This is a genomic window from Streptomyces sp. B1866 (assembly GCF_031932565.1).
Taxonomy (GTDB): Bacteria; Actinomycetota; Actinomycetes; order Streptomycetales; family Streptomycetaceae; genus Streptomyces.
The window spans coordinates 15060-32734 of record NZ_JAVSCF010000041.1; the positions used below are offsets into that span (position 1 = coordinate 15060).

General features: G+C 73.4%; 16 protein-coding genes and 5 pseudogenes. 11 read left to right on the forward strand and 10 right to left on the reverse strand.

Annotated features, from left to right (window positions below):
- Positions 1-83 precede the first annotated feature (83 nt).
- The gene (locus tag RKE29_RS08960) at positions 84-1340 is read right to left on the reverse strand and encodes an ATP-grasp domain-containing protein (RefSeq protein WP_312004555.1); all 1257 of its coding nucleotides are present in this window, start codon (positions 1338-1340) and stop codon (positions 84-86) included.
- A gap of 509 nt (positions 1341-1849) precedes the next feature.
- On the opposite strand from RKE29_RS08960, the pseudogene RKE29_RS30780 reads away from it, so the two are divergent.
- The 3 genes and pseudogenes from RKE29_RS30780 to RKE29_RS08970 all read left to right on the forward strand — a co-directional run.
- Positions 1850-2032: pseudogene (locus tag RKE29_RS30780) on the forward strand (helix-turn-helix transcriptional regulator); the annotation flags it as partial.
- A gap of 108 nt (positions 2033-2140) precedes the next feature.
- The gene (locus RKE29_RS08965; RefSeq protein WP_312004556.1) at positions 2141-3163 is read left to right on the forward strand and encodes an XRE family transcriptional regulator; all 1023 of its coding nucleotides are present in this window, start codon (positions 2141-2143) and stop codon (positions 3161-3163) included.
- Positions 3160-3978: a class I SAM-dependent methyltransferase gene (locus RKE29_RS08970; RefSeq protein ID WP_312004557.1), complete on the forward strand. Its 819-nt coding sequence runs from the start codon at positions 3160-3162 to the stop codon at positions 3976-3978. The genes RKE29_RS08965 and RKE29_RS08970 overlap by 4 nt, the downstream gene beginning before the upstream one ends.
- 182 nt (positions 3979-4160) lie before the next feature.
- Here the strand turns inward: RKE29_RS08970 and RKE29_RS08975 are convergent, their stop codons facing one another.
- The gene (locus tag RKE29_RS08975; RefSeq protein ID WP_312004558.1) at positions 4161-5030 is read right to left on the reverse strand and encodes an SDR family NAD(P)-dependent oxidoreductase; all 870 of its coding nucleotides are present in this window, start codon (positions 5028-5030) and stop codon (positions 4161-4163) included.
- Between the two features lie 95 nt (positions 5031-5125).
- Positions 5126-6181, reverse strand: coding sequence for an AraC family transcriptional regulator (locus tag RKE29_RS08980; protein ID WP_312004559.1), 1056 nt, complete (start codon positions 6179-6181; stop codon positions 5126-5128).
- Positions 6182-6250: 69 nt separating this feature from the next.
- Between RKE29_RS08980 and RKE29_RS08985 the strand changes: the two genes are divergently transcribed.
- Positions 6251-7843, forward strand: coding sequence for an NAD(P)/FAD-dependent oxidoreductase (locus RKE29_RS08985; protein WP_312004560.1), 1593 nt, complete (start codon positions 6251-6253; stop codon positions 7841-7843).
- On the forward strand, positions 7840-8805 hold the full coding sequence (locus RKE29_RS08990; protein ID WP_312004561.1) for an alpha/beta fold hydrolase: 966 nt from the start codon (positions 7840-7842) through the stop codon (positions 8803-8805). The genes RKE29_RS08985 and RKE29_RS08990 overlap by 4 nt, the downstream gene beginning before the upstream one ends.
- 79 nt (positions 8806-8884) lie before the next feature.
- Here RKE29_RS08990 and RKE29_RS30785 read toward each other — a convergent pair.
- Positions 8885-9070, reverse strand: a pseudogene (locus tag RKE29_RS30785) (helix-turn-helix domain-containing protein); the annotation flags it as partial.
- On the opposite strand from RKE29_RS30785, the gene RKE29_RS08995 reads away from it, so the two are divergent.
- Positions 8988-9236: a hypothetical protein gene (locus RKE29_RS08995; protein WP_312004562.1), complete on the forward strand. Its 249-nt coding sequence runs from the start codon at positions 8988-8990 to the stop codon at positions 9234-9236. The pseudogene RKE29_RS30785 and the gene RKE29_RS08995 sit on opposite strands and share 83 nt — an antisense overlap.
- A 20-nt stretch (positions 9237-9256) precedes the next feature.
- Here the strand turns inward: RKE29_RS08995 and RKE29_RS30790 are convergent.
- Positions 9257-9526: pseudogene (locus RKE29_RS30790) on the reverse strand (AraC family transcriptional regulator ligand-binding domain-containing protein); the annotation flags it as partial.
- A gap of 35 nt (positions 9527-9561) precedes the next feature.
- Here RKE29_RS30790 and RKE29_RS09000 point away from each other — a divergent pair.
- From RKE29_RS09000 to panD, 3 genes are all read left to right on the forward strand, one after another.
- On the forward strand, positions 9562-10038 hold the full coding sequence (locus tag RKE29_RS09000) for a hypothetical protein (RefSeq protein ID WP_312004563.1): 477 nt from the start codon (positions 9562-9564) through the stop codon (positions 10036-10038).
- 375 nt (positions 10039-10413) lie between these two features.
- Complete coding sequence (locus RKE29_RS09005) at positions 10414-11016, forward strand: DUF4352 domain-containing protein (protein ID WP_312004564.1); 603 nt, start codon at positions 10414-10416, stop codon at positions 11014-11016.
- Positions 11017-11225: 209 nt separating this feature from the next.
- Entirely contained in the window at positions 11226-11657 is a 432-nt protein-coding gene (gene panD / locus RKE29_RS09010; protein ID WP_312004565.1) for an aspartate 1-decarboxylase, read from the forward strand.
- Positions 11658-11789: 132 nt separating this feature from the next.
- Here panD and RKE29_RS09015 read toward each other — a convergent pair whose 3' ends face one another.
- Positions 11790-13631 (reverse strand): trypsin-like serine protease, encoded by a 1842-nt coding sequence (locus RKE29_RS09015; RefSeq protein ID WP_312004566.1) that lies wholly within the window; start codon positions 13629-13631, stop codon positions 11790-11792.
- Positions 13632-13984: 353 nt separating this feature from the next.
- Between RKE29_RS09015 and RKE29_RS09020 the strand changes: the two genes are divergently transcribed.
- The gene (locus tag RKE29_RS09020; RefSeq protein ID WP_312004567.1) at positions 13985-14881 is read left to right on the forward strand and encodes a DUF72 domain-containing protein; all 897 of its coding nucleotides are present in this window, start codon (positions 13985-13987) and stop codon (positions 14879-14881) included.
- 8 nt (positions 14882-14889) lie between these two features.
- On the opposite strand, the gene RKE29_RS09025 is transcribed toward RKE29_RS09020, so the two are convergent.
- From RKE29_RS09025 to RKE29_RS09035, 3 genes and pseudogenes are all read right to left on the reverse strand, one after another.
- The gene (locus tag RKE29_RS09025) at positions 14890-15231 is read right to left on the reverse strand and encodes an XRE family transcriptional regulator (RefSeq protein WP_312004568.1); all 342 of its coding nucleotides are present in this window, start codon (positions 15229-15231) and stop codon (positions 14890-14892) included.
- Positions 15212-15603 (reverse strand): annotated as a pseudogene (locus RKE29_RS09030) (type II toxin-antitoxin system RelE/ParE family toxin). The gene RKE29_RS09025 and the pseudogene RKE29_RS09030 overlap by 20 nt, the downstream one beginning before the upstream one ends.
- Positions 15604-15846: 243 nt before the next feature.
- A complete protein-coding gene (locus tag RKE29_RS09035; RefSeq protein WP_312004569.1) occupies positions 15847-16218 on the reverse strand; it encodes a helix-turn-helix transcriptional regulator in 372 nt (123 codons plus the stop codon).
- Positions 16219-16574: 356 nt separating this feature from the next.
- Between RKE29_RS09035 and RKE29_RS09040 the strand changes: the two genes are divergently transcribed.
- Entirely contained in the window at positions 16575-16979 is a 405-nt protein-coding gene (locus RKE29_RS09040) for a peptidase inhibitor family I36 protein (RefSeq protein ID WP_312004571.1), read from the forward strand.
- A 187-nt stretch (positions 16980-17166) separates the two neighbouring features.
- Here the strand turns inward: RKE29_RS09040 and RKE29_RS09045 are convergent.
- Positions 17167-17675 (reverse strand): annotated as a pseudogene (locus tag RKE29_RS09045) (hypothetical protein); the annotation flags it as partial.

The window sequence follows — 17675 nt, forward strand, 5'->3', positions numbered from 1 at the left end:
GTACGGGCCGGACGGGCCGGACGAGTCGCCGTACGGGCCGTACGGGCCGCCGGGCGCGGCGGCGCGGCGGGAGGCGGCGAGGCTCACCGGACCACCACCCGGGGACACAGCGCGGATATCAGCGTTTCCACGCGTCCGCGCGCGCCGAGCCCTTCGGCGTCGGCGGCCATGACGTGGCCCAGGTACTCGTTGTTGCTGCGCGCGGCCTTCACGGCGGTGCCCGGCTCGGCGAGCTGGAGTTCCAGCAGCCCGTCGGCGGCGCGTACGCGCTCGGCGCCGTCCACGCCCTCCAGCACACCCGCCTCGCGCGGCACCAGGAACCCGATGGCCGCGCTGCGCAGCCCGGTGGGCCGCGTCCGCAGGTCGGGCGTGCGCCCCAGGGCCACGTCCACGAAGGCGGCGGCGACGTCGACGCCGGTGACATGCCGGATCAGCTCGGTGATGCGGTTGCCGGCCGGGCGCGGGTTGACCTCCACCACGCGCGGGCCGCTCGCGGTCAGCTTGATCTCGGTGTGCGCGACGACCTGGTCCAGGCCGAGGGCCTTCAGGGCGCGCAGCGCGGTGTCGGCGGCGGCCTCGCCGTCCCCGGCCGCGAGGGCCGCGGGGAACATGTGCCCGGTCTCCACGAACGCCGGGGCCGCGCCGACGCTCTTGTCCGTCACACCGACGACGTGCGCGGTGCCGTCGTACGACACGGTCTCGACGCTGACCTCGGGCCCGTCCAGCAGCTCCTCGACCAGCACCTCGGGCGCGCGGCGCTGCCCGCGCGCGTTGACGGGGAAGTCGCCGATGGCCCGGTGGGCGGCGGCCAGCTGCTCCTCGTCGTCCACCCGCCGCACGTACATCCCCGCGCACAGGTCCACCGGCTTGACCACCACCGGGTACCCGATCTCCCGCGCGGCGGCGGCCGTTTCGGCCCAGTCCGCGCACACGGCGAACCGCGGCCCCGGCACGCCCGCCTCGCGCAGCAGGCGGCGGGTGGCGTCCTTGCGGCAGGCGTTCGCCACCGCCTCGGCGGCCGGGCCGGGCAGGCCGAGCCGCGCGGCGACGCGGGCGGCGGCGGGCAGGTAGTAGTCGCAGGAGGTCAGCACCCCGTCGAACCCGAGCACGCCGTGCGCGGCCGCCGCGAACTCCGTCAGCGCGTCGGGGTCGTTGGTGTCGGCGGTCAGCACGTGGCGGGCGGCGAGCAGCGGGTGCGCGGTGCCCTCGGGGGCGGAGCGCAGGTAGTGGTGCAGGTCCCGGGTGAGGAACGTGAACTCGTGGCCCCCTTCGCGGATCGCCCGTGGCAGCAGCCGGCTCATCGACCCGACCCAGCTCTCGACCACCAGCAGATGAGCCACGGCTTCCCCTCTCCCACGGACGGCGCCTCGCCCCGGTGCTCCCGGTCGTCCCGGAACCGGGGTGCGTCCCGGGGTCCCGTCCCCGGGCAGGCGGCATGACGGCACGCGGCACCCCGCAAGAGGACGGGGGCCGCGTGCCTGTCGTGACCGAGCCACACACTAACGATAATCGTTTTCATTGTCACCAGGTGAGGCGTCCCGTGTTCGAGGGGTGGGCGAGGGCGGGGACTTCGGCCCGGCTGGTCGGGGACTGCCCGCAGGACGCCCCTCAGCCCCCGAGGCCAGAAGCGCCGGACGGCCACCAGAGGCGATGGCGACGAGCCCGCCCGGGTCGCGGCCGTACGGGTGCACGGGCCCGTCACCTGCCGACCGGTCTCACCGAACCGCCTCCGGCCGCCCGTGAACCAGAGAAGAATGGATGCGGCGATGCGGCACTTGTGCCGCAAACCTGGGCAAGCACCTGGCGCGTTGCCCACTCGAAGAGATACGAGAGGGCTGGGAGGAGGGCTATGGCACCCAGGAGGGACCTGTTCGTCCAGCGGCGGAAGGCCGTCGGCCACACACAGGAGTCGCTGGCCGAGGCCCTTGAGGTCGACCGTACGACCGTAGGCCGCTGGGAGGCCGGCAGAGGTACGCCGCAGCCCTGGATGCGCCCCAAAGTCGCCAGGGTGCTTCGCGTCTCCGTTGACCAACTGGCCGCGCTGCTGGCGGAGCCACCGGAACTTCGAGCGCCATTGACGGCACCCAAGCCCAGTCCGGCACCTGCCGCCCTACCTCCGACACCGACTTCGAACACCCGCATGGTCGGGGCAGCGGTCGCGAGGGACGCGGACGAATCCGCCCTCTTTCTTCACTTCGCCAGCGCCTCCAACGTAGACGACACCCTCCTGGAACAGATCGACGCCGACATCGTCAGACTCGCGACGGACTACGTCTGGACACCCGTGTCCGAGGTCTTCCAGGACATCAGCCGCCTACGGCGCACGGTGTTCGCCCTGCTCCGGGGACGCCAGTACCCGTACCAGACCGCTCACCTGTACCTGGCGGCCGGTCGTCTGTGCGGTCTTGCGACCCACGTGGCCCTCGACTGCGGCCGGTACGCGGCGGCTGCGACCCACTCCCGTACGGTCTGGAGGTGCGCCGAGTCAGCGGGCGACAACGGACTCCGCGCCTGGACCAAGTCCGTGCAGTCGCTCATCGCCTACTGGCGGCAGGACTACGCCCAGGCCGCGGACCTTGCGACGGCCGGCCTGCCATACGCCGACGGCGGCACCATCGCGGCACGCCTGCTGAGTCTCGAAGCCCGCGCCGCGGCGGCCCTGGGAGACGGCACCCGAGCGCTACGGGCGGTGGAGACCGCGAAGGAAGCGCGGAACGCCTGCGCCGCGACCTCCGACCTGCCTGGGGTCTTCACCTTCCCCGAAGCCAAGCAGTGGGCCTACGCCGGGACCGCCCTGCTGACAACAGGCGGTCGGGCACAGGTGCACCGGGCCCTCGACGCCTCCTCCCGCGCCATCGCCATGTACGAGTCCGCTCCGCGTCAGGACCGCTCGTTCGGCGATCTCCAAGCCGCCCGCCTCGACCTCGCCACCGCGCACTTGGTCAACGGCGACATCGACGGCGTCTCGGACGCCCTGACCCCCGTGCTCGACGTCGAACCCGGCCGCCGTACCGCCAGCATCTCCAAGCGGCTCCGGACGCTGAGCGCCCGCCTCGCCGAACCGGCTTACGAGCATTCGCCGCTGGTGCTGAGCCTTCGCGACGACGTCAGGGCAGCCTGCGCCCGTCCCACCCTCGCCAACTCACCGGAGCCCGCCACATGACGAGCAACACCGAGCAGCAGGATGCGGCCGTAGCCGACCGGAAGCTCCTCGCGCACAGCGCCTATGCGGACGGCCGCCACCTGGCCGCCCGGCAGTCCCTCTACCGGTGGCAGCGGCCCCGGTACGACATGCCGGGCATCGTCGCGGAGGAGCTGGCGGGTACGACCGGAACCGTGCTCGACATCGGGTGTGGCAACGGCATGTTCCTCGGACGGCTGCGCCAGGACCGCCCGGACCTGCTCATGGTGGGGATGGACATCTCGGCGGGCATCCTCGCCAACGTCGCGAAGCCCGTTCTGGTGGGCGACGCCCATGCGCTGCCCTTCGGCGATGGCACGGCCGACGCGGCACTGGCCCTGCACATGCTCTACCACGTCGCCGACATACCGGCGGCGGTCCGAGAGCTGGCGCGAGTCCTCCGGCCCGGGGGCGTACTCGTCGCCTCGACCAACAGCGACACCGACAAGCGGGAGATGGACCAGCTCTGGCAGCGGGCCGCAGGGGATGTCCTCGGCATCCCGGAAGGGCCCGCCCGGGTCTCCCTCAGCTCCCGCTTCTCCCTGGAGAAGGCCCCCGCCTTCCTCGAAGCGGCCTTCAGCGACATCCGCGTACGGGAGCTGCCCGGCACCATCGAGGTCACCGACCCGGCGCCGGTCGTCGCCCACCTGGCCTCCTACGAGGCCTGGGCCGAGCAGTGCGGCGTCCCCTTCAGGGAAACCGTGGCCCGAGCCCATGACCTCGTCACCGCCCACATCGCCGCGCACGGCTCCTACCCGATCACGTGCCTCGGGGGCGTCCTGACCTGCCGGCCCTGAGATACCGCAGGACGTGTGAACCGGCAGCCGGAGGGGCGCCCAGGGCCGGGCTCAGCGGCACCGGCGGCCCGGAAGCGGATGTCGGCGTTCGCCGGGAAGTGGGGATGAGTGGCCCCGGCCGGGGAGCCGAGGCCGGAGCCTGGCGGCCGGGGCCGGAGCCCCGGGTCACCGCCGGGCCCCGGTCAGGCCGTCGCCTTGCCGAACGCCGCCTTCCGCGCCTTCCGGCCCTGCGTCCGGACGATCAGGTTGAAGTACGAGGCCGGGAACACGCGGGCCAGCACGTCGCACACCACCGCCGACGACGCGATCAGCACCCGGCCCCTGCGCCGCCGCACGCCCGTGAGGATCTGCTCGGCGGCCTTGTCGGCGGGGAAGGTCAGCATCTTGGCGAACCCTTCCTTCCCCTTCTTCACCTCCGCCTGGTCCACCCCGGACCCCGACCGCGCCGACTCGGCGATACGGGTGCGGATGCCGCCCGGGTGGACGCTGGTGACGCCGACCCCCGCCCAGGCCAGCTCGTGCCGGATCGCCTCGGTGAAGCCGCGCAGCGCGAACTTGCTGGACGAGTAGGCGGACTGGCCGGGCGGCGCGATGAGGCCGAAGAGGCTGGAGATGTTGACGATGTGGCTGCCGCGCGACTCCTTCAGGCGGGGCAGCAGCAGGCGGGTCAGGGCGACCGGGGCGCGGAAGTTGATGTTCATGACCCAGTCGAACTCCTCGGCCGTGCACTCGTGGAACTGCCCGGCCAGGGCCACGCCCGCGTTGTTGATCAGCAGGGTGATCCGCGGGTGGGCGTCCAGGATGCGCGCGGCCAGGTCGTCGATGCCGGGAATGTCGGAGAGGTCGGCCACGTAGGTGTCGATCTTCCGGTCGGGGTGGGTCTTGCGGACCGTGGCGGCCACCGACTCCAGGCGCTCGGCGTCGCGGTCGACCAGGACCAGGTCGCTGCCGCGCGCGGCCAGGCCGTACGCCATCTGTTCACCCATCCCGCTCGCGGCGCCGGTCAGGACGGCGGTGCCGCCGGAGAACTCGTACGGGGCGATCGCGGGCATGGGGGCTCCCTCGGGACATGGTCGCGGGCGAAACGGACCGGTCTATTCTGCGGGCGGCCCCGGCCACAGCCTTGACCGAGGACGACACAATTCGCTCAGAAGTCCGCTCCGTGCTGCCCGTCCCCGTCCGGCGGCCACCCCTGCCGCGTCCGGCCCGCCCCCTGCCGGACCGCCTTCGGCGTGGTGTCCCACCAGCGGCGGCAGCAGCGGCTGAGCGCCGACTGCTCGGACAGCCCGAGCAGCCCGGCCACCTGGCTCATGGGCAGGTCGGTGCCCACCAGGTAGCGGCGGGCCGCCTCGCGGCGCTCGTCGTCCAGGATCACGGCGAACGTCGTGCGCTGGGCGCTGAGCCGGCGCTGGAGGGTGCGCGGGTGCAGGTTGAGCAGGCGGGCGACGGTGCCGATCTCGGGTGGGGCGGTGTGCAGGGACTGGCGCACCGCGGCCCGCACCCGGGTGACGATGTCGGCCTCGGCGCCGGGGGACTGCTCGGCGAGGAAGGCGAGGGCGAGCTGGCGCAGGTGCTCGTCGGCGTCGCCCAGCGGCCGGGCGGCGAGGCTGGTGGGCACGCGCAGCAGGGCCGCGGGCCGGCCCACGCGCACGGGCGCGCCGAAGAACTCCTCGTACGCCGCGAGCGGCGCGGCCGGCCGGTAGGGCAGCTCCACCGACCGGAGCCCGTACGGCCCGGCCAGGAACAGCAGCGCGCGGTGCAGGAAGCCCAGGCCCAGGTCGGTGCCCTGCACCGGGGTGGGCAGGCCGGAGCGGGTGCCGTACTGGAGGGCGCCGACACCGGGCACTCCGTACGGGTCGGGCACCGGGCTGAGGCTGAGCGAGCGGCCGTGCACGAACAGGTAGCGCGAGGTGCACTCCATGGCGTCGCCGACTGTGGCGGAATTCTGGATGGCCAGGGCCAGCGCGCCGAGCATGCCGAGGTCCTGGCGGGCGGCCACGCGCAGGCCGAGGTCCGGGCAGTCCAGGTCGTGGGCGGCGATCTCCAGCACCTGGGCCATGGCGTACTCGGAGACCATCAGGTCGTCGGTGTCGAGCGCGGCCACCGGCAGGTCGGCGCGCGCGGCGTACGCCTCGGCGCTGCCGCCCAGCTCGGCCACGGTCGCGCGGAAGCCGCGCAGGCCCGCGGATCTGATCACCGACATGTCGTACAGGGTCAAACAGTTGTCGTCTTCCGTCAAGAAAACGGACGCGTTGCTTCTCACACTGAGACCATGACGCGCTCTCCCAGTTCTCAGCCGACCGGCGAGCTTCCCGAGAATCCCAGCGGGTCCGCACACCCCGAGCTTCCCGCGCATGTCGACGTCCTGATCGTCGGCGCCGGGCTGTCCGGCGTCGGCGCGGCCTACCGGCTGCGGACCGAGTGCCCCGACCTGTCGTACGCGATCGTCGAGGCCCGGCCGTCGATGGGCGGGACCTGGGACCTGTTCCGCTACCCGGGCATCCGCTCGGACTCCGACATGTTCACCTTCAGCTACCCGTTCAAGCCGTGGCAGGACGGCAAGGCGCTCGCCGACGGGCCGTCGATCCTGCGCTACATCAAGGAGACGGCCGCCGAGTTCGGCATCGACCGGCACATCCGCTACCGCACCAGGGTCGTCGGGGCCGACTGGTCGACGGCGCGGGCGCGGTGGACGGTGACCGTGGAGCGCACCGGCGCGGACGGGGCCGTCACCCGGCACACGGTCACCTGCGGGTTCCTGTACTCCTGCGCGGGCTACTACGACTACGACCAGGGCCACGCGCCCGAGTTCCCCGGCGCCGAGTCGTTCACCGGCACCGTGGTGCACCCGCAGTTCTGGCCGGAGGACCTGGACTACGCGGGCAAGCGCGTCGTGGTCATCGGCAGCGGCGCCACCGCCGTCACGCTTGTGCCGACCATGGCCGAGACCGCCGCGCACGTCACCATGCTCCAGCGCACCCCGACGTGGATCGCGCCCGTGCCCGGCCGGGACAAGGTGGCCGACAAGATCCGGGCCGCGCTGCCGCCGGAGACCGCCCACAAGGTCATCCGCGGCAAGAACATCCTGATCAACATGGGCTTCTACCAGTTCTGCCGGCGCCGCCCGGAGGCCGCCCGGAAGTTCCTGACCGGCCTGTCCACCCGCTTCCTGAAGGACCCGGAGGCGGTGAAGGAGCACTTCACGCCCCCGTACAACCCGTGGGACCAGCGGCTGTGCGCGATCCCCGACGCCGACCTGTTCCGTACGATCCGCAAGGGCAGGGCGTCGGTGGTCACCGACCACATCGACACCTTCGTGCCCGAGGGCATCCGGCTGAAGTCCGGCCGGGTGCTGGAGGCGGACGTCGTGGTCACCGCCACCGGCCTGAAGCTGCTGGCCTTCGGCGGCATCGGGCCCAGCGTGGACGGCGTACCGGTGAAGCTGTCCGAGCAGTTCGTGTGGCGCGGCGCCATGCTCACGGGCGTGCCCAACTTCGCCGTCTGCATCGGCTACACGAACGCCTCGTGGACGCTGCGCGCCGACCTGTCCTCGCGCCTGGTGTGCAAGGTCCTGGGCCACATGCGGCGCCGCGACTACGCGGCCGTGGTGCCCCGGCCCGACCGGGCGCTGGCCCAGCGGCCGCTGCTGGACCTCGCCTCCGGCTACGTCCAGCGGTCCATCGACGCCTTCCCCCGGCAGGGCGACCGCGGCCCGTGGCGGGTGCGGCAGAACTACCTGCTGGACGCCGCCACCACCCTGCGCACCAACCTCGACCGCACCCTGAAGCCGACGCCGCGCTCCGCCGTGCCGGAGGCCGGGCGGTCGGCGGCCGGGGACCACGCGCTGCTGAAGGCCGGCCGGTGAGCGGCCAGGGCGGCACGGCCCCGGACGCCGGCCGGGCCGGGCGCACGGCCGCTACCGGCGGTACGGCCCCGGACGCCCGGTACGTCGACGTGGCGGGCCACCCCGTACGCGTGCGCGTGTCCGGCCCGGCCGCCGGGCAGCCGGTGCTGCTCCTGCACGGCATCGGCCGCAGCCTGGAGGACTGGTGGCCCGCGCACGACCTGCTGGCCCGCGAACACCGCGTGATCAGCATGGACCTGCCCGGCTTCGGCCTCACCCGGGCCCCGCGGAAGGCCCGGCCGGGCCTCGCGGCCTTCGCGCGCGCGGCGGTCGGCGTGCTCGACGCGCTCGGCGAGCGGCGCCCGGCGTACCTGATGGGCAACTCGCTGGGCGGCGCCGTGTCCATGACCGTCGCCGCCGGCCGCCCGGACCGGGTGGCCGGCCTGGTGCTGGCCGCCAGCGCCGGGTTCGGCCGCGAGGCCCGCCTGTCGCTGCGGCCGATGGCGTACGCCGCGCTGGCCGGCCTGCCCGTCGTCGGCGGCGGCTTCCGCCCGCGCGCGCGGGCGGCCGGCCTCAAGGTCAACCAGGACCTGTTCCACGACCCGGCGCAGGCCACCGAGGACCGCGTCCGGCACGCCGCCAAGGTCGGCCGGCAGCCCGACTTCCGCGCCGCCTTCGTGGCGACGGGCCTGAGCATGGGCGCGCCGCTGGTGGGCGCGTACCCGGGCTGGCGCCGCAGGCTGCTGAACACCCTCGCCGAGGCGCGCACGCCCGCCCTCGTGCTGTGGGGCGACACCGACCGGGTGCTGCCCACCCGCCACTTCCACGCGGCGCTGGCCGCGCTGCCGCACGCGGAGGGCCACCTGCTGCCGCGGACCGGACACCTGCCGCAGCTGGAGCGGCCGGAGACGGTGGTGGCACTGGCCAACGACTTCCTGCGGGCGACGAGCGCGACCGGGACCGCGGACGTGGCGCCGGCCTAGCGACTGGCCCGGCTGCGCTGGTACGCGCGGGGGGACATGTTCTTCCAGCGCGTGACGCCGCGGTGAAGGCGGGTGTGGCGTTGTAGCCGAGGCGGTGCGCGATCTGTTCGACGCTCAGCTCCCCGGCGGCGAGCAGGTCCTCGGCGAGCCGCCGGCGGACCTCGTCCACGAGCCCGCGGAACGTGCTGCCTTCCGCGCCGAGCCTGCGCCGCAGGGTGCGGGAGCTGAGGTGGAGCCGGTCGGCGACCTCCTCGATGCCGGGCATGCGGCCGGGGGAGGCCGCCAGCAGCCGCCGCACCTGCCCGGCGAACCCGGTCCGCGCCCGCCACTGGGCGAGCAGGTCCTGGCACTGGGCCCTGGTCAGCGCCGCGGTGTGCGCGTCCGCCTGCGGCAGCGGCTCGTCGAGCATCGCCGCCGGAATCTCGACGTAGTCGGCCTCCGCGCCGAACACGGGCGGCACCCCGAGGAAGTCGGTGAAGGGCGCCGTCGACGCCGGGGCCGGCTGGCGCAGGTGGATGACGAGGCCCGGGGCGGTGGACAGGCCGCTCGCCTCGCGCGCGATGGTGACGACCGAGGCGAGTTCGCGCTGCACGAGGAACGCCCGGACGTCGGCCGGGACGCCGCGGGCGTCGAAGACCAGCCGGCCCGTGCCGCCCTCGACCTGCGCGCTGATCTCGCAGAAGGCCCAGGTGAGCCCGACGAAGGCCAGCCCGGTCTCCAGGGCTTCCCAGCCGTCGCGGCAGCTGGCTGCACCCGATGCAGTGGGCGTGGTACGTCGAGGGCGGCCTGGCCGGGGTCGATCCCGACGCCTTCGTGCGCTTCGACGGCGACATCGAACTCGGCCCCGGCATCTCCCTGCTCTGGACGCCCGGCCACACCGACGGCAACCACTCCCTGGTCGTCAACACGCCCGACGGCGTGTGGGTCTCCTCGGAGAACGGCATCAGCCTCGACAACTGGCAGCCCGAGCTCTCGAAGATCCCCGGCGTCCGCCGCTACCACCGCACCTACGGCCGCGAGGTCTGCCCCAACGCCAACACCCTCGAAGACTCCCTCGACCAGTACGACTCCATGGTCAAGGAGAAGACCATGGCCGACCCGTGCCGCCGCGACCCCCGGTGGCTCCAGATCCTGCCGTCGACGGAACTCGCCGACTGGAAGCGGTTCTGGCCCGTCCGCCCGACCTTCGCCCACGGCGGCATCGACTACGGGACGATCAAGACCACGGCCTGACGGCCGCACCGGACGGCGGTTCGGCCGCCGGGCGGGACGCGCGCGGCGGGACGCGCGCGGCGGGGCCGGTGGTACGCGCGTACCACCGGCCCCGCCGCGCGCGTCCCGCCCCGGTCACCGCACGGCGCGCCGCTGGTGCGGGCGCCGGTAGGCCGACGGCGGCGTGTCGCGGCGCGCGGGTGCAGCCCGTCCCGCACCTCACCTCGCCCCGTACGCCCCTCGTCCCGCACCTCACCTCGTCCCGCACCGCCCCTCGTCCTGTATCGCGCCGCAGACACACTTCGGTCACGAAACCCCCTCGGAGGGCCCACCTCCGACGCCGCGCACGGCACACTGGCCCCGATCACCGAACACCGCACCATCGCAAGGGGACCCGTGCGCCGCCCGATACTCGCCACCGCCGCCGCTCTGACGCTTGCCGCCACCCTGGCCGCGTGCGGCAGCGACGACGACGGCGGCGTCACCACCAAGCCCGACCGGAGCACCCCGGCCGCCCCGGCGACCGGCGGCACCGGCGGCGGGTCCCCCACCGCCGCCCCCTCGCCCAGCCGTCCCGCCGAGGCCGCCGTCGGCGACACCATCACGCTCAGGGGCCAGGAGGACGGCGAGCGGCTGGCCGTCACCGTGCTGCGCTGGGCGGACCCGGTCAAGGGCGTGGACGAATTCATGCAGCCCGCCGCGGGCAAGCGGTGGGTGGCGGCCCAGTTCCGGCTGGTCAACACCGGCAGCAAGGACTACCAGGACAGCCCCGGCAACGGCGCGCAGCTGTCCGACACCGACGGCCAGCGCTTCGAGTCGACCATCGCCGGAGCCATCACGGCCGGACCCGAGATGACCTCGGACCTCAACCTCCCGCCCGGCGACAAGGCGCTGGGCTGGATCGTGTTCGAGGTGCCGAAGGCGGCCAGGCCCGCGAAGGTGCAGTTCTCGCTGAACTCGGGTTTCGCAGACCAGGTCGGCCAGTGGAAGGTCGCCTGACCCCGGACGGCGCCGGGACGGCTGCCGGGCGCTGAGCGGCCCCCGGCAACCGAACGGCACCCTGCGCCGTCCGCAGGCCGGATACGGGCCCGCCCGCATTGGGGTCGGACGCGCCCGTATCCGGCCGCGGCCGAATCCGTACCATGGGCATCGGCGCGCACCTCGCCCCGGGGGCGCGACCTCTGTGCCTCGCCAGGAGAGTGACGACCGTGCTGCGCACCATGCTCAAGTCCAAGATCCACCGTGCCACCGTGACCGAGGCCGACCTGCACTACGTGGGCTCGGTCACCGTCGACGCCGACCTGATGGAGGCCGCCGACCTGCTGCCCGGCGAGCTGGTGCACATTGTCGACATCGACAACGGCTCCCGCCTGGAGACCTACGTCATCGAGGGCGAGCGCGGCTCCGGCGTCATCGGCATCAACGGCGCGGCGGCCCACCTGGTGCACCCCGGCGACCTCGTCATCCTGATCAGCTACGCGCAGGTGGACGACGCGCAGGCGCGCTCGCTGCGGCCGAAGGTGGTGCACGTCGACGCCGCCAACCGCGTGGTGGCCCTGGGCTCGGACGCCACGGCCCCGGTGCCCGGCAGCGGCACCACGCGCAGCCCCCGGGCCGTCGCCGCGGCCGTACGCCCGTAGCGAGCGGTTCCCCACGGCCGTACGCCCGTAGCGAGCGGCCCGGCCCACGCGGACGGGCCCCCGCCGCGCGGTGTCGAAGACGCGCGGCGGGGGCCCGCCGGAAGAGATACGTGCGTACGGACCTCGGCCGGGTCAGCCGAAGAGGTTGTACTGCTGCCAGCCGGTGCCGATGTTCGTCGGGTTGCCGAAGATCTCGGACGACGCCTTGCCGGTGCCCGGGTAGAGGTAGAGCGTGCCCGCCGGGGTGCGCGCGAGCAGGTCGGCCCTGCCGTCACCGGTGATGTCGCCGACGGCGGCGAAGGCGTTGAACTGCGGCCAGCCGCGGACGCGGATGCGCGCGCCGTAGGCGCCGGAGCCGGACTTGCCGGTGCCCGGGTAGAGGTAGACGGACGAGTCGCTGCTCGCGCGGGCGAGCAGGTCGGCCTTGCCGTCGCCGGTGAAGTCGCCGTGGCCCACCAGCCGGTTGTACTGGTTCCAGCCGCCGCTGACGGCCGCCGGGGAGCCGAAGGTGCCGTCGCCCTTGCCCGGGTAGATGTAGAGCGTGCCGCCGCTGGTGACCGACAGCAGGTCGGGCAGGGCGTCGCCGGTGACGTCCCCGGGCGCGACGACCTTGGTGCGGTTGCCCCAGTAGCCGAAGATCAGCGTGGTGTCCCAGCGCTCGGCGGAGGGCACCCAGTGCCGCCAGTACATGGCGCCGGTGGAGGTGCGGCGGATGATCTGGTCCTGGTAGCCGTCCCGGTTCAGGTCGGTCTGGAGGCCGATGTCCTTGTCGCCGTACGAGCCCCAGGACTGCCGGGTGGCGAAGGACGTGCCCTTGGAGTCGAACTCGTACAGGGTGTTGTCCGAGGCGCGGCGGGCGAACAGGTCGGCGCGGTGGTCGCCGCTGAGGTTGGTGTCGTCCAGTCGCGGGTAGACGGCGCCGACGTACCCGCTGACCTTGGAGAACACGCTGTACGAGCCCTGGGCCACGCAGTCCTTCACGCCCCACGAGACGACGCCGACGACCTTGCCGCCGACGACCAGCGGCCCGCCGGAGTCGCCGTTGCAGGCGGCGACGGTGCCCGCGTCCGAGCCGGTGGCGGGCTGGCCCGCGCACACCATGTGGCCCTTGACGAAGTCGGAGCCGTAGGTGGTGGCACAGGTGCTGTCCGACACCATCGGCAGGGTGGCGGTGCGCAGGGTCGGGGAGACGTCCTGGCTGGTGGAGCTGGTGCGGCCCCAGCCGTAGACGGTGGCCTGGGTGCCGGGCGCGTACGAGCCGGTGTCGCCCGACGTGGTGATGTTGACCGGCTTGACGCGGACCGCGTCGGGCAGGGTCAGCACGGCGATGTCGTTGTCGAGCGTGGTGCTGCTGAACGACGGGTGGTTCCACTGCCGCCACAGGCCGCCGAGGGTGCCGCCGTGCAGGTCGACGCCGCCGCCGGGGGTGTCGGTGGGCAGCTGGGCGGTGCCGGTGATCAGGACCCCGTTGTCGTACCAGTTGTAGCCCTTGACGCAGTGCGCCGCGGTGAGGACCTTCGTGGGCGCCACGACGGCGCCGCCGCAGAGGAAGCCGATGTCGTCGGCCTCGTCGCTGGTGCCCCGGTCGTCGTAGTACCACAGCTGGGTCATCCACGGCGCGTTGGCGATCGGGACGTCCGTGCCACCGATGATCTTCGGGTCGACGCCCGACGGCGAGGCGGACCCGGCCGACGTACCGGACCCGGACGTACCGGCGGAGGTGTCGGCGGCGGGCGCCTGGGCGGCCAGGGAGCTCTTGCCCGCTCCGGCGCCGTGGCGGTCGGCCCGCAGCGCGCCCTTGACGCGGGCGGCCAGCTCGGCCCGGGACGGGGCCGGGCGGGCGTCGGCGGCCGGAGCCGCGGCGTCCGGCTTCACGGCGAACGGCGCGCGGGCGGCCTGGGCGGGGGCGGAGGCGAGGGCGCCGCCGAGGCCGACGGCGAGCGCGACGGCGGTGGCGGGCAGACCTATGCGCATGCGGCGGCCGTGTCTCGCGCCCGAGGAGGCAGGGAACACACACTTCTCCTGTCGGTGGATGTCGCTACGTCCACACGGACAGGGCGAGACCACCGGACAGGCGGCAGACTCCGGCCGCCCCCGGCGCACCGGGCGGAACCGGCACGAAATGCACCCCCCAGCAGTGTGGCCGACCGATCGTATGTCCGAACGCGGGGCCGCACCGAAGAGATTACGAAACGGTTACCCAAGAGTTAGCGAGGAGCCCGCCGGAGGGTGCGGGTGGGCTGCCGCCGCCGTGCCGCCGTCGGGTCCCGGCAGCGGACTCCTCGGTTGCCGGGCGATAAGCGCCGCGAGCGGGGTACCCGGCGCGCATGGGACGCATCATGGTCGGCACCTGCTCCTGGACGGACCCGGCCCTCGCGCGGGCCGGTTGGTATCCGCAGCAGGTACGTTCGGCGGAGGACCGGCTGCGCTACTACGCCGCCCGCTTCCCGGTCGTCGAGGTCGACGCCACGTACTACGCGCTGCCGAGCGAGCGCAACAGCCGCCTGTGGGTGCGGCGCACGCCGCCCGGCTTCGTCTTCGACGTCAAGGCGTTCTCCCTGCTCACCCGCCACCCCACCCGCACGTCCGCCCTCCCCGCCGCACTGCGCCCGCCCGGCGCCCCGGCCATGCTCCACCCGCACCACCTGCCGCCGGACGCCGTCGCCGAGGTCTGGGACCGCTTCCTGGGCGCCCTGCGCCCGTTACACGACGCGGGCCGCCTGGGCGCGGTGCTGTTCCAGTTCCCGCCGTGGTTCCGGCCGGGCCCGGAGGCGCGGCGGTACGTGCTGGAGTGCCGCGAGCGCTGCGCGCCGTACCGGGTGAGCGTGGAGTTCCGGCACGGCGCGTGGTTCGAGGACGAGGCGCGGCAGCGGCGCACCCTCGACTTCCTGCACCGCCACGACCTGCCCCTGGTCTGCGTCGACATGGCCCAGGGCCACCCCACCTCGGTCCCCCCGCTGGCGGCCGCCACCGACAAGCGGCTGTCCGTGATCCGCTTCCACGGCCGCAGCAACGCGTGGTCCGACGGCGACCGCGTCGAGCGCTACCGCTACCGCTACCAGCCGCGCGAACTGGCCCCGTGGGCGGCCCGCGCCCGGGCCCTGGCGGAGGAGGCCGAGGAGGTGCACGTCCTGTTCAACAACTGCTGCGGCGACGCGGCCCCTTCGGCGGCCCAGACCTTCACGGAGCTGCTGTCCGGGCCGCGCGGGGAGCTTTCCGGCTGACGCCGCCGTCAGCCCAGGACGTAGGACTCGTCACCAAAGTCGGCGACGATCTTCAGCTTTCCGCCCAGAGCCCGCACATAGGCGGCGAGGGTGTCGACCTCGCTGCGCTCCAACTGGCCCTTTTCGATTCGCGACACACGGGCCTGGGAGACGCCCATGGCTTCGGCGACCTGCACCTGTGTGGTTTGCCGCCGCTTACGCAGCTCGGCAAGCCGGTGCGCGCGGGCAGCGGCGATCAACACCCGTGCTCCACGCGCGATCTCAACCTTCTCCTCGGGGGTGAACTCGAACTCCTCCACGAGCTCTCCCCAGGAGACGGCCTGCGGGTCTTTACGGTGATCGATGGTCATGCGCGTCGCCCTCTCCTTCGATGCGCTTGAGGTGATCCGCGTACGCCTGCTCGGCCTGCGGCACCGCGGTCCGGTACCAGCCGGACCAGTTGCCCGCCTTGTCACCACCCACCAGGATCACAGCCTGGCGAGTGGGATCGAAGACGAACAGTAGTCGCACCTCGCTGAGCCCGCCGAGCCCGGACGCAACTCCTTGAGGTTGGCCAGTGCAGACCCCTTGACGGTGTCGACCAGGGGACGGCCCAGCGCGGGACCCTCTTCTTCCAGGGCGGTGATGGCCGCGCTGACCTGAGCGAGCGTGGCGCGGTCGGTTCGGCGCAGGCTGTGCAGCCACGACAGGGCCGGTTCGACCACGACGATCGTCCACGCCATGTGTCACCCTTCCACCTCTGGAATATAACGCTGCCATCATACACCCTTGGCGACATATTCAGGCCGCGTACCTGACCACACAGGCCCAGCTTCGCGCCCCTCGTCTTGCGGTGGTACGGGCGGCCGGGTTGGAGGGGCGGGCGGCTGGCGTGGCCATGTCCGGCACGGGGGATTGCCGGTGTGGGGCCAGCCGCGCGACGGCGCCGGGTCCCACACCAGCCAGCCTAGGAGCGGCTTCGCAGATCAAGCGGCGTGCGGGATGAACGAGACGTGGGTTTCCTCGGTGTCGATGGACACGTCCAGCTTCGCGTCGAGGGCTCTGGCCAACGTACGCAACAGCGGAAGAGTGGGCGTGGTCCCGCCGCCTTCGAGGCGGTCGACGTCCTGCACGGTGAGACCCGTGCGTTCGGCGAGCGACACCTGGTCGATGCCCAGAGCCGTGCGGCGGTCGTACACCGCCTGACCGAGCGCGATGGCCGCCCCGGCTTCGACGTACGCCGGATCCGCTCGGTGCTCCTCGGGAACCGACCATGAGGTGTGGTGTCCCGCGCTTACGGTGCCTCCTCGAACGTCCGGTGGTAGGTGGTCGCTGCCGAGGCGTGCGACTGTTCGCATTCCTTCTGCGCCCATAAGGCTCGCTGCACCTGCCGGTCCTCCCGCGCCGCTCCGGGAGCCTGATCACCCGATCAGATGACGACGGCAGTCGTCGTTGCCGCGCATGTGTCCACCGGCCCGCCGCCGGGCACTGCGCCGACGACGGAACTGCTGTCGCGGCAGCGGGAGGAGCGCCAGAGTCGGCGCCCGGCGTGGCGCCCAGTCGTCAAGGAAGTGTCGACCCACGGCCAACGACAACCTCCCGCGGCGTACGCATCCTGGGAAGACGCCCCCACAGGCGGACCCGTTACGCCCGGCGCCCCTGCCCACTCTTCGGCTGCCCGGGCATCCGCCGACGACCGAACGAGGAGCACGCCGTGCGCAAGACTCACGCCGCCCTGATGGCGATCGGCCTGGCCGCGACAGCGGGCCTGGCAGGTATGGAATCCGCCTCGGCGCAGCCGACGGCCTTCAGCTGTCCCTCGAAGAACGTGTGCTTCTACACCGGCACCAGCGGCTCAGGCCAGCGGTGCGCCTGGAACGTGTCCGACAACGACTGGCTGCGCGGCGACGTGAAGTGCTCCTGGGCCAGCCCCCTGCCGGTGGTCCGGTCGATGTACATCTCGGCCGGTGCGGCGGGCTCCGTCACCTATTACGCCGCCATCAACCACGTGAACCCGATCGGATGCATGAACGGCCGTCCCACCGGAACCGGCGGCACCTTCGTGGAACCGATCAGCATCCTCTCCCACCGCCTCAGCAGCGCCTCTTGCAGCACCTGACCCGGTCGCAGCCCCGCACGGCTGCGGTACCGGTCCCGGCCGGGGGCCCGGCCCGCGCCGTACCGCCACCGGACAGGACGCCAGGGGGTGGTACGGGCGGGTCGGGCCGTGGGACGGGCGGACCGGCCCTGGCCATGTCCGGCACGGGGGGATCGCCGGTGTGGGGCCAGCCGCGCCCGCCCCGGTCTCAGGGGCGCGGGGGCGGCGGCAGGAGGGGTACGTTCCGGACGTGTTGGCAGCGCTGCCCCGCGCGGGCTTCGGAGAGCTTGACGCGGCGTGCCGCTCCGCAGGTCGTGCACCGGCACGACCAGGCCACCGACGCCCGTCCCGGGTAGGACTCGATGGGCTCGTACCCGGCCTCCAGCATCTCCGCCGTGGCTTCGGCGGGGGTGACGGGCGGGTGCCGGCGCCGGTCCCAGCCCGGCCGCCCCGCGGTCGCCTCCGGGGGCACCGGTACGGGCTCGGACTGACCGGTCGGGTCGTCGCCACCGGCGAGGGACGCGGGCCCGCCGACCAGCAGACCGAGGCTGATGGCGGTCTTGCGGTGGCACCGGCAGGCGCACCGGCCGCCGTGGCACAAGGCGTGTGCCTCTCTGAGGCCGCCCGGCCGCACCGCCGCCACACACTGCGCCGACAACCACGCCCCGCCTCCGGCACCAGCCGGGGACGGCCCCGGGATACGGGTCACGCACGCCC

Bases quoted from the DNA above. Each gene is read 5' to 3' on its own strand.
- RKE29_RS08980 (WP_312004559.1), bottom strand. From the start codon at position 6,181: ATGTCGGTGATCAGATCCGCGGGCCTGCGCGGCTTCCGCGCGACCGTG.
- RKE29_RS08975 (WP_312004558.1), bottom strand. From the start codon at position 5,030: ATGCCCGCGATCGCCCCGTACGAGTTCTCCGGCGGCACCGCCGTCCTG.
- RKE29_RS08965 (WP_312004556.1), top strand. From the start codon at position 2,141: ATGGTCGGGGCAGCGGTCGCGAGGGACGCGGACGAATCCGCCCTCTTT.
- RKE29_RS08985 (WP_312004560.1), top strand. From the start codon at position 6,251: ATGACGCGCTCTCCCAGTTCTCAGCCGACCGGCGAGCTTCCCGAGAAT.
- RKE29_RS09025 (WP_312004568.1), bottom strand. From the start codon at position 15,231: ATGACCATCGATCACCGTAAAGACCCGCAGGCCGTCTCCTGGGGAGAG.
- RKE29_RS08970 (WP_312004557.1), top strand. From the start codon at position 3,160: ATGACGAGCAACACCGAGCAGCAGGATGCGGCCGTAGCCGACCGGAAG.
- RKE29_RS09020 (WP_312004567.1), top strand. From the start codon at position 13,985: ATGGGACGCATCATGGTCGGCACCTGCTCCTGGACGGACCCGGCCCTC.
- RKE29_RS09000 (WP_312004563.1), top strand. From the start codon at position 9,562: ATGCAGTGGGCGTGGTACGTCGAGGGCGGCCTGGCCGGGGTCGATCCC.
- RKE29_RS09015 (WP_312004566.1), bottom strand. From the start codon at position 13,631: ATGCGCATAGGTCTGCCCGCCACCGCCGTCGCGCTCGCCGTCGGCCTC.
- RKE29_RS09035 (WP_312004569.1), bottom strand. From the start codon at position 16,218: ATGCGAACAGTCGCACGCCTCGGCAGCGACCACCTACCACCGGACGTT.